This is a genomic window from Methylobacterium sp. 1030 (assembly GCF_040544715.1).
GTDB lineage: Bacteria > Pseudomonadota > Alphaproteobacteria > Rhizobiales > Beijerinckiaceae > Methylobacterium.
Map to the genome: position 1 here is coordinate 1 of NZ_JBEPKM010000023.1, position 10,582 is coordinate 10,582.

Here is a 10,582-nt window from a genome sequence, read left to right on the forward strand (position 1 = left end):
TCGTGCCGGTGGCCATGGAGGAGAAGCTGCGCTTCGCCATCCGCGAGGGCGGCCGCACCGTCGGCGCCGGCGTCGTCGCCGCCATCAACGACTGACGATCGATCCGGGGCGGCGCCGCGCGCCGCCCCGCCTCTCCGACGCCGGCTCCCGTCTCGACGGGGCCGGCGTCGTCGTTTCGGGCGGGCGGGGTCCTGTCGGCGCCGCTTCCCGTCTGCTTCCCGCAAGCGACCCCTTGCAAGCCGCGCCGCGATGGGGCATTGGGCGGTGCGCTAGGAGTGTAGCTCAACTGGTCAGAGCGCCGGTCTCCAAAACCGGAGGTTGCGGGTTCGAGTCCCTCCACTCCTGCCAGACATTCAGCCCGATCCCGCGCGGCGGCCCGGTCGACAAGCCAGGGGACTTGCGCTAGAGCGGGCGCAATCCGAGATCTGAAGCGACCGTCGGTGCGGGCCCATCCGGGTCCTCGGCGCCGACATTCGCATTCCCGGATGCGGTCTCTGCCTCGGGGCCGAACACGCACAGACACTGGCGCCATGGCATCGAACGAAGCGACCAAGAAGGTGGACCTAGTGCGCGGCGCGGCCCGCGGTCCCGCGAATCCGCCGCCCGCCCGGCCCGCGACCCCCGCCCGCGCGCCGCAGAAGCGCGCCACGCCGGGCGAGTTCTTCGCCCAGGTGCGCGACGAGGCCCGCAAGGTCACGTGGCCGACCCGCCGGGAGACCACGATCACGACCATCATGGTGTTCGTGATGGTCGTCGCCGCGAGCCTGTTCTTCACGGTCGTGGATCAGGCCCTGCGCTTCTTGGTCGGCCTGATCCTGGGCGTCTGAGAAATCCTGGGCGTCTGGGGGCGGCTCGCCGCCGATCGGGGGTGACCCCGGGGACTTGTCGGAGTTGAACGGAACCGTGTCGAAGCGCTGGTACATCGTCCACGCCTACTCGAACTTCGAGAACAAGGTTGCCCAGTCCATCAAGGACCAGGCGGCCCAGCGCGGGCTGACCGAGCTGTTCGACGAGGTGATGGTCCCGACCGAGAAGGTCGTGGAGGTCCGCCGCGGCCGGAAGGTCGACGCGGAGCGCAAGTTCTTCCCCGGCTACGTGCTGGTGAAGTGCGACCTCACCGACGAGGTCTACCACCTGATCAAGAACACCCCGAAGGTCACGGGCTTCCTCGGGGCCGACAAGTCGAAGCCGGTGCCGATCCCGGACGCCGAGGCCGAGCGGATCAAGGGCCAGGTCGCCGAGGGCGTCGACCGGCCGAAGCCCTCGATCTCCTTCGAGATCGGCGAGACCGTCCGGGTCGCCGACGGCCCGTTCGCCAGCTTCAACGGCACCGTCGAGGAGATCGACGACGCCCGCTCCCGCCTCAAGGTGGCCGTGTCGATCTTCGGCCGCGCCACGCCGGTCGAGCTCGAATACGCCCAGGTCGAGAAGGCCTGAGCCTCCTGAGTCCGGCGGCCGCCCGGCCGCCCATCTTTCCCGGCCCTCGCTGAGCGGCGGCCGCGAAGCCGCCGCATCCCGTTCGCGGATGCGGCACCATCCGCGGGAGAACCGCCCGGCTTCGCCTCCGGGATCCACGGCTCGCACCGCGACCTGCAACCGTCCGACCCGCCGCGCTTCAGGCCGCACGGGGGCGGATTTTCATTGGGAGCAGTCCCATGGCGAAGAAGATCACGGGCTACGTGAAGCTTCAGGTCCCGGCCGGCGCCGCCAACCCGTCGCCGCCGATCGGCCCCGCGCTCGGTCAGCGCGGCCTCAACATCATGGAATTCTGCAAGGCCTTCAACGCGAAGACCGCGCAGATGGAGAAGGGCACCCCGATCCCGGTGATCATCACCGCGTATCAGGACCGCTCCTTCACCTTCGAGATGAAGCAGCCCCCGGTCACCTTCTTCCTGAAGAAGGCCGTCGGCCTGAAGCTCGGCAAGAAGCCGGCCTCCGGTTCCAAGACCCCGGGCAAGGGCCCGACCGTCGGCAAGATCACCGAGGCGCAGCTTCGCGAGATCGCCGAGAAGAAGATGCCCGACCTCAACTGCGACACGGTCGAGTCGGCCGTCGCGATGATCCGTGGCTCCGCGCGGGCCATGGGCCTCGAAGTCGTCGCGTAAGGGAGGGCAGCATGGCTAAGGAAGGCAAGCGCATCCGCGCCGCCCGCGAGGGCATCGAGGCGACCAAGCTCTACGCGCTCGACGAGGCGATCAAGCTGGTCAAGGAGCGGGCGACCGCGAAGTTCGACGAGACCGTCGAGGTCTCGATGAATCTCGGCGTCGATCCCCGCCACGCCGACCAGATGGTCCGCGGCGTCTGCAACCTGCCGAACGGCTCCGGCCGGACGGTGCGCGTGGCGGTCTTCGCCCGCGGCGCCAAGGCGGACGACGCCAAGGCCGCCGGTGCCGACATCGTCGGCGCCGAGGATCTCCTCGAGATCGTGCAGAGCGGCAAGATCGAGTTCGATCGCTGCATCGCGACCCCCGACATGATGCCGCTGGTCGGCCGTCTCGGTAAGGTGCTGGGCCCGCGCGGCCTGATGCCGAACCCGAAGGTCGGCACCGTCACCATGGACGTGAAGGGCGCCGTCGCCGGCGCCAAGGGCGGCTCGGTCGAGTTCCGCGTCGAGAAGGCCGGCATCGTCCATGCCGGCGTCGGCAAGGTCTCGTTCGACGCCGACAAGCTCGTCGAGAACATCAAGGCCTTCGCGGACGCCGTCGCCAAGGCGAAGCCCGCGGGCGCCAAGGGCACCTACGTCCAGCGCATCGCCGTCACTTCGACGATGGGCCCGGGCGTGAAGGTCGAGCCGAACACGGTCCTGACCGCCTGAGGCGCGACGAATCGTCGACGCTGCGGAGCGCCCGGCCGGGAACGGCCGGGCGCTCTGCGTTCGCGGGATCGGTGCTCGTCCCTGTCTCGGACCTGTCTCCGACGCAGGCCTGTCCAGGGCGCGTGGCAGGCGCGGAATACGGTCGGTGACGCGACAGGAAGACAAGCCGCGATGGGCCGGCCCGAACCTGCGTCCCTCACGCCATTCTTAACCGCCGAGGGGGGCGCCAACGGCCGCGGCTGTGCTAGATAGGCCGGCATGCGATGCACCCTGACGGTCACCTCCAAGCGACGCATCCTGTGCGTCTTTCCCGCCTACACGCCGTCCTTCGGGACATTCTCCCACGCCTACCCGCTGATGGGCGGGGTGAAGGCGTTCATGCCGCCGCAGGGGCTGCTGCTGATCGCGGCCTACATGCCGGAGGCTTGGGAATGCCGGTTCATCGATGAGAATATCCGCCGCGCGGGCCCGGCCGACTTCGCCTGGGCCGACGCGGTCTTCGTCTCCGGGATGCACATCCAGGAGCCGCAGATCCACGATATCCGCGACCGCGCCCGCGCGGCCGGGAAGGTGACGGTGCTGGGCGGCCCCTCGGTCTCGGGCGCGCCTGAGAAGTACGGCGACTTCGACTACCTCCATATCGGCGAGATCGGCGACGCCACCGACCAGCTCGTCGCCCGCCTCGACGCGGACCTCACGCCGCCGCCCGCCCAGGTGGTGCTGGAGACCAAGGATCGCCTCCCGCTCGCGGACTTCCCGGCACCGGCCTACGAGGCGGCGCCGCTCAAGCGCTACCTGATCGGCTCCCTGCAATTCTCCTCGGGCTGCCCCTACCGCTGCGAGTTCTGCGACATCCCGCAGCTCTACGGCCGCCAGCCGCGCCTGAAGAGCCCGGAGCAGATGTGCGCCGAGCTCGACGCCATCGTCAGCCAGCCGGGCCACCCGGCGGTGGTCTACTTCGTCGACGACAACTTCATCGGCAACCGCAAGGCGACCCGCGAGATGCTGCCGCACCTCGTGGAATGGCAGAAGCGGAACAGCTACCCGCTCCAGTTCGCCTGCGAGGCGACGCTGAACATGGCCAAGCAGCCCGAGATCCTGGAGCTGATGCGGCAGGCCAACTTCATGACGGTGTTCGTCGGGATCGAGACCCCGGAGGCGGACGCCCTCAAGGGCATCGACAAGACCCACAACGCCGCCGTGCCGATGTACGAGGCGATCGAGACCCTCAATTCCTACGGGCTCGAGGTGACCTCCGGCATCATCCTGGGCCTCGATTCGGACACCGACAAATCCGAGCAGAACCTGATCGACTTCATCGACCGCTCGGCGATCCCGGTCCTGACCATCAACCTGCTCCAGGCCCTGCCCAAGACCCCGCTCTGGGACCGGCTGGAGCGCGAGGGCCGGCTCCTCCACGACGCCAGCCTCGAGTCGAACGTCCTGTTCAAGCGCCCCCACGATTCGGTGGTGAGCAGCTGGCGCCGGGCGATCGCGCACGCCTACGAGCCGGAGAAGATCTTCGAGCGCTTCAAGCACCAGTGCGCGGTGACCTACCCGAACCGCATCACCACGCCGACGGCCGGCAAGCTCACGTTCACCAACCTGCGCCGCGGCCTCATCCTGGGCTTCAACATCATCACCCGCGTCGGGATCTTCTCCGACTACCGCAGGCCGTTCTGGAGCGCGGCCGGCTACGCGCTGAAGCGCGGGCAGATCGAGGCGGTGTTCAACATGGGCTTCGTGGCCCACCACCTGATCCGCTTCACCCGCGAGGCCCTGCGCGGCGAGCACAACGCCTCGTTCTACGCCGCGAAGGCCGCGGAGGCGAAGGCCGCCCGCGACCGCAGCTGGTGGGAGACCGCGCGGCGCAAGCTGGTGCCGGAGCGCGAGGCGGCCTAGCCGGGGATCCCGGGAAGGGCTCCGAGCGATGCAGCGGCGGCAGGGTACCCGCGCAAGTCCTTGCCTGCGGCGGAAAAGTCGCGCTCCGGCCCTTGGCAGGCGGCTTGCTAGGCTCTATACACCGCGCCTCACGCATTTCATCCTCACGGAAGGAGAGCGGCCGATCGGCCGGTTTCCGCTCGAAATGTCGCCCGGGCAACCGGGTGGCACTGGCCGGAAGGATCCCAGGGGCGACGAGTCCCGCGGAGCCTTGTCCGGCCATGTCCTGTCCGAGACTGCAGGTGCCGGTTCGCCGGCTTAATCCGCCAGCCTGCACAGACGGGGAAGACCGAATTCGAAAAGCCTCGCCCCGGCCCCGGCCGCGGAGGGGTGTCGGTTTGAACCAACTCGCCCGAGGCGGCCCGAAGGGGCACGCGCGGGGACAGGGCCGCGAAGCGTCGTTCGGACGTTCCCGGTCTTCCTGAAGGCCGAGACCACGTCCGGGCGGCATGTGCAACCGGCGGACCCGAGACCGGGTTCCGCCAACCGGAGAGAGCCCAGTGGACCGGACAGCTAAAGCTGATCTCGTCTCGACGCTCAACGGCGTGTTCAATCAGAGCGCCGTCGTCGTCGTGGCCCACTACAAGGGCCTCACGGTCGCCGACATGCAGAAGCTGCGCGCGCAGATGAAGCAGGCCGGCGCCACCGTGAAGGTCGCCAAGAACAGCCTCGCCGGCATCGCACTCGATGGCACGGACGTCGCCTCCATCAAGCCGCTCCTGAAGGGCCCGACCCTGCTCGCCTATTCCGGCGATCCGGTCGCTGCCGCGAAGGTCGCGGTCGATTTCGCCAAGGTCAACGACAAGCTCGTGATCCTCGGCGGCGCGATGGGGAAGACCGCCCTGAACCCGGACGGCGTGAAGGCGCTCGCCTCGCTCCCGTCCCTCGACGAACTGCGCGCCAAGATCGTGGGCCTCGTGCAGGCGCCCGCGACCAAGATCGCTCAGGTCGTCAACGCGCCGGCGGCGAAGCTCGCCCGCGTGTTCGGGGCCTATGCCAACAAGGACGAGGCCGCCTGAGGCCCTTCAAAATCCATCCGTTCAAACCGATATCTGAGAGGAATTCAAAATGGCTGATCTCGCCAAGCTCGTCGACGACCTGTCCTCGCTGACCGTGCTCGAGGCCGCTGACCTGGCCAAGATGCTCGAGGAGAAGTGGGGCGTCTCGGCCGCCGCTGCCGTCGCCGTGGCCGCCGGCCCGGCCGCCGGTGGCGCCGCCGCCGCTGCCGAGGAGCAGACCGAGTTCACGGTCGTCCTCGCCTCCGCCGGCGACAAGAAGATCGAGGTCATCAAGGAGGTCCGCGCGATCACCGGCCTCGGCCTCAAGGAGGCCAAGGACCTGGTCGAGGGCGCGCCGAAGCCGATCAAGGAAGGCGTCGCCAAGGACGAGGCCGAGAAGCTCAAGGCCCAGCTCGAGAAGGCCGGCGCCAAGGTCGAGCTCAAGTAAGTCGACGATGGGCCGGTCCCGGCCCATCACCCCACGAAGGCTCCGCGCGAGCCTGTCGTGACCGGAGCCCGCGGGTCAGCGCCCGCGGGCTTTAGGCCGCTTCGGCGGATGGTCCCGGAACGGGACCGGCAAGAGATTCGGTTCGGTGGCGCGGCTCGGCGGGGCGCGCGTCACGGCCCGGTGCGGGAGGTCCCTTTCGGGAACGCTTCCCCGGGCGCGAGGCACGCGGGTAGGAGCGAGGTCACATGGCCAACACGCTGGTCGGTCGCAAGCGCATTCGGAAGTTCTTCGGCAAGATCAAGGAAGTTGCCGAGATGCCGAACCTCATCGAGGTTCAGAAGGCGTCCTACGACCAGTTCCTGATGGTCGACGAGCCCGAGGGCGGGCGCGCCGACGAGGGGCTGCAGAGCGTGTTCAAGTCGGTGTTCCCGATCTCCGACTTCGCCTCCACGGCGCTGCTCGAGTTCGTGCGCTACACCTTCGAGGCCCCGAAATACGACGTCGACGAGTGCCGCCAGCGCGGCATCACCTTCGCGGCCCCGCTGAAGGTCACGCTGCGCCTCATCGTGTTCGATGTCGATCCGGACACCCAGGCGAAGTCCGTCAAGGACATCAAGGAGCAGGACGTCTACATGGGCGACATGCCCCTGATGACGGAGAACGGCACCTTCATCGTCAACGGCACCGAGCGCGTCATCGTCTCGCAGATGCACCGCTCGCCGGGCGTGTTCTTCGACCACGACAAGGGCAAGACCCACTCCTCGGGCAAGCTCCTGTTCGCCGCCCGCATCATCCCGTACCGGGGCTCCTGGCTCGACGTCGAGTTCGACGCCAAGGACATCGTGCACGTCCGCATCGACCGGAAGCGCAAGCTGCCGGCGACGTCGCTGCTCTACGCCCTGGGTCTCGACGGCGAGGAGATCCTGTCGACCTTCTACAACAAGGTCGTCTACGACCGGGACGGCGCCGACTGGCGCGTGCCGTTCGACGCCGAGCGCATGAAGGGCATGAAGGCCACCGTCGACCTGATCGACGCCGATTCCGGCGAGGTCGTGCTCGAGGCCGGCAAGAAGCTGAATGCCCGCAACGCCCGCCAGATCACCGAGAAGGGCACCAAGTCCCTCAAGGCGACCGACGAGGATCTCGTCGGCCAGTACGTCGCCGAAGACCTCGTCAACGTGCAGACCGGCGAGATCTGGGCCGAGGCCGGCGAGGAGGTCACCGACAAGCTCCTGAAGAGCCTGGAGGAGGTCGGGATCACCGAGCTGCCGGTGCTCGACATCGACCACGTCAACATCGGCCCCTACATCCGCAACACGCTGGCGGTGGACAAGAACTCCAACCGCGAGGGTGCGCTGTTCGACATCTACCGGGTCATGCGCCCGGGCGAGCCGCCGACCCTCGAGACCGCCGAGGCGATGTTCCACTCGCTGTTCTTCGATTCCGAGCGCTACGACCTCTCGGCGGTCGGCCGCGTGAAGATGAACATGCGCCTCGACCTCGACGCCGCCGACACCGTGCGCACGCTCCGCAAGGAGGACATGCTGGCGGTGGTCAAGGCGCTCGTGGAGCTGCGCGACGGCAAGGGTGAGGTCGACGACATCGACCACCTCGGCAACCGCCGCGTCCGCTCGGTGGGCGAGCTCATGGAGAACCAGTACCGCCTGGGCCTCCTGCGCATGGAGCGCGCCATCCGCGAGCGCATGAGTCAGGTCGACATCGACACGGTCATGCCGCAGGACCTGATCAACGCGAAGCCCGCGGCCGCGGCCGTGCGCGAGTTCTTCGGCTCGTCGCAGCTGTCGCAGTTCATGGACCAGACCAACCCGCTCTCCGAGGTGACGCACAAGCGCCGCCTCTCGGCGCTGGGCCCGGGCGGTCTGACCCGCGAGCGCGCCGGGTTCGAGGTGCGCGACGTGCACCCGACCCATTACGGCCGCATCTGCCCGATCGAGACGCCGGAAGGCCCGAACATCGGCCTGATCAACTCGCTCGCCACCTTCGCGCGGGTGAACAAGTACGGCTTCATCGAGACCCCGTTCCGCCGCGTGCGCGACGGCGTGGTCACCGACGAGGTCGCCTACCTCTCGGCCATGGAGGAGGCGAAGTACTACGTCGCCCAGGCGAACGCCCAGATGGACGAGAACCGCAAGCTCACGGAGGACCTCGTGGTCTGCCGCCGGGCCGGCGAGGTGATCGTCGTCGGGCCCGAGCGCGTCGACCTCATGGACGTGTCGCCGAAGCAGCTCGTCTCGGTGGCCGCGGCGCTGATCCCGTTCCTCGAGAACGACGACGCCAACCGCGCGCTGATGGGCTCGAACATGCAGCGCCAGGCGGTGCCACTGGTCCGCGCCGACGCCCCGTTCGTGGGCACCGGCATGGAGGCGGTGGTCGCCCGGGATTCCGGCGCCGCCATCGCGGCCCGCCGGGCCGGCATCGTCGACCAGGTGGACGCCACCCGCATCGTCATCCGCGCCACCGAGGAGGCCGACGCCAACAAGCCGGGCGTCGACATCTACCGGCTGCAGAAGTTCCAGCGCTCCAACCAGTCGACCTGCATCACGCAGAAGCCGCTGGTCCGCGTCGGCGAGTTCGTCAAGAAGGGCGAGATCATCGCCGACGGTCCCTCGACCGAGTTCGGCGAGTTGGCCCTCGGCCGGAACGTGCTCGTCGCGTTCATGCCGTGGAACGGCTACAACTTCGAGGACTCGATCCTGCTCTCCGAGCGGATCGTGAAGGATGACGTGTTCACCTCGATCCACATCGAGGAGTTCGAGGTGATGGCCCGCGACACCAAGCTCGGGCCGGAGGAGATCACCCGCGACATCCCGAACGTCTCCGAGGAAGCGCTCAAGAACCTCGACGAGGCCGGCATCGTCTACATCGGTGCCGAGGTGAACGCCGGCGACATCCTCGTCGGCAAGATCACCCCGAAGGGCGAGAGCCCGATGACGCCCGAGGAGAAGCTGCTCCGCGCCATCTTCGGCGAGAAAGCCTCGGACGTGCGCGACACCTCCCTGCGGGTGCCGCCGGGCGTCACCGGGACCATCGTGGAAGTCCGCGTGTTCAACCGCCACGGCGTCGACAAGGACGAGCGCGCCCAGGCGATCGAGCGCGAGGAGATCGAGCGCCTCGCCAAGGACCGCGACGACGAGCAGGCGATCCTCGACCGCAACACCTACGCCCGCCTCGCGGACGTGCTGATCGGTCAGGCGCCGGTGGCCGGCCCGAAGGGCTTCCGGAAGGACACCACGCTCACCCGCGAGCTGATCAACGATTACCCGCGCTCGCAGTGGTGGCAGTTCGCCGTCATCGAGGACCGTCTCATGACCGAGATGGAGGCGATGCAGAAGCAGTACGACGAGTCGAAGAAGCGCCTCGAGCAGCGCTTCCTCGACAAGGTCGAGAAGCTGCAGCGCGGCGACGAGCTGCCCCCCGGCGTCATGAAGATGGTCAAGGTCTTCGTGGCGGTGAAGCGCAAGATCCAGCCGGGCGACAAGATGGCCGGCCGTCACGGCAACAAGGGTGTCGTGTCGCGGATCGTGCCGATCGAGGACATGCCGTTCCTAGAGGACGGGACGCATGCCGACATCGTGCTCAACCCGCTGGGCGTGCCCTCGCGCATGAACGTCGGCCAGATCCTGGAGACGCACCTCGGCTGGGCGGCTGCGGGCCTGGGTCGCAAGGTGTCGAAGGCGGTGGATGCCTATCTGAAGTCGCAGGACATCGCGCCGCTGCGAGAGGAGATGAAGGCGATCTACTCCCCGGGCGAGCTCGACGGCCTGACGGACGAGGAGCTGGCCGAGGCCGGCAACAACGTCCGCCGCGGCGTGCCGATGGCCACGCCGGTCTTCAACGGCGCCAAGGAGGCCGATATCGAGCAGATGCTGGAGATGGCCGGTCTCGACCGCTCGGCGCAGTCGACGCTCTACGACGGGCGCACCGGCGAGCCCTTCGACCGCAAGGTGACGATGGGCTACATCTACATGCTGAAGCTCCACCACCTCGTGGACGACAAGATCCACGCGCGCTCGATCGGCCCGTACTCGCTCGTCACCCAGCAGCCGCTGGGCGGCAAGGCGCAGTTCGGCGGCCAGCGCTTCGGCGAGATGGAGGTCTGGGCGCTGGAGGCCTACGGCGCGGCCTACACGCTGCAGGAGATGCTGACGGTGAAGTCGGACGACGTGGCCGGCCGCACCAAGGTCTACGAGGCGATCGTCCGCGGCGACGACACCTTCGAGGCCGGCATCCCCGAGTCGTTCAACGTGCTCGTCAAGGAGATGCGCTCGCTCGGCCTCAACGTCGAGCTGACGTCCTCCAAGAAGGCCGCCAACGACCAGCTTGAGCCCCCGGCCGACGCGGCCGAGTAAGAGAGAGACC

General features: G+C 68.3%; 9 protein-coding genes and 1 tRNA gene. All 10 read left to right on the forward strand.

The window, feature by feature from the left end:
- A partial coding sequence (locus ABIC30_RS26610; RefSeq protein ID WP_454102806.1) for an EF-Tu C-terminal domain-related protein occupies positions 1–95 on the forward strand: 95 nt, incomplete at its 5' end.
- 176 nt (positions 96–271) lie between these two features.
- Positions 272–348 (forward strand) — tRNA-Trp (locus tag ABIC30_RS26615).
- A gap of 182 nt (positions 349–530) precedes the next feature.
- Positions 531–827 carry a preprotein translocase subunit SecE gene (secE, locus tag ABIC30_RS26620; RefSeq protein ID WP_020096222.1) on the forward strand — a complete coding sequence of 99 codons (297 nt, stop codon included), beginning with the start codon at positions 531–533 and terminating at the stop codon, positions 825–827.
- Positions 828–903: 76 nt separating this feature from the next.
- Positions 904–1,437, forward strand: coding sequence for a transcription termination/antitermination protein NusG (gene nusG / locus ABIC30_RS26625; RefSeq protein ID WP_012320778.1), 534 nt, complete (start codon positions 904–906; stop codon positions 1,435–1,437).
- A 218-nt stretch (positions 1,438–1,655) separates the two neighbouring features.
- Positions 1,656–2,105: a 50S ribosomal protein L11 gene (rplK, locus tag ABIC30_RS26630; RefSeq protein ID WP_010686899.1), complete on the forward strand. Its 450-nt coding sequence runs from the start codon at positions 1,656–1,658 to the stop codon at positions 2,103–2,105.
- Between the two features lie 11 nt (positions 2,106–2,116).
- The gene (rplA, locus tag ABIC30_RS26635) at positions 2,117–2,815 is read left to right on the forward strand and encodes a 50S ribosomal protein L1 (protein ID WP_020096224.1); all 699 of its coding nucleotides are present in this window, start codon (positions 2,117–2,119) and stop codon (positions 2,813–2,815) included.
- A 258-nt stretch (positions 2,816–3,073) separates the two neighbouring features.
- A complete protein-coding gene (locus tag ABIC30_RS26640; protein WP_020096225.1) occupies positions 3,074–4,717 on the forward strand; it encodes a B12-binding domain-containing radical SAM protein in 1,644 nt (547 codons plus the stop codon).
- Between the two features lie 539 nt (positions 4,718–5,256).
- Complete coding sequence (gene rplJ, locus ABIC30_RS26645) at positions 5,257–5,775, forward strand: 50S ribosomal protein L10 (RefSeq protein ID WP_026605422.1); 519 nt, start codon at positions 5,257–5,259, stop codon at positions 5,773–5,775.
- 49 nt (positions 5,776–5,824) lie between these two features.
- Positions 5,825–6,202 carry a 50S ribosomal protein L7/L12 gene (rplL, locus tag ABIC30_RS26650; RefSeq protein ID WP_020096227.1) on the forward strand — a complete coding sequence of 126 codons (378 nt, stop codon included), beginning with the start codon at positions 5,825–5,827 and terminating at the stop codon, positions 6,200–6,202.
- Positions 6,203–6,447: 245 nt separating this feature from the next.
- Positions 6,448–10,572 carry a DNA-directed RNA polymerase subunit beta gene (rpoB, locus tag ABIC30_RS26655; RefSeq protein ID WP_020096228.1) on the forward strand — a complete coding sequence of 1,375 codons (4,125 nt, stop codon included), beginning with the start codon at positions 6,448–6,450 and terminating at the stop codon, positions 10,570–10,572.
- Positions 10,573–10,582: the final 10 nt, after the last annotated feature.

Coding starts and splice junctions, on each gene's coding strand:
- rplL (WP_020096227.1), top strand. CDS start 5,825: ATGGCTGATCTCGCCAAGCTCGTCGACGACCTGTCCTCGCTGACCGTG.
- rpoB (WP_020096228.1), top strand. CDS start 6,448: ATGGCCAACACGCTGGTCGGTCGCAAGCGCATTCGGAAGTTCTTCGGC.
- secE (WP_020096222.1), top strand. CDS start 531: ATGGCATCGAACGAAGCGACCAAGAAGGTGGACCTAGTGCGCGGCGCG.
- ABIC30_RS26640 (WP_020096225.1), top strand. CDS start 3,074: ATGCGATGCACCCTGACGGTCACCTCCAAGCGACGCATCCTGTGCGTC.
- rplK (WP_010686899.1), top strand. CDS start 1,656: ATGGCGAAGAAGATCACGGGCTACGTGAAGCTTCAGGTCCCGGCCGGC.
- rplA (WP_020096224.1), top strand. CDS start 2,117: ATGGCTAAGGAAGGCAAGCGCATCCGCGCCGCCCGCGAGGGCATCGAG.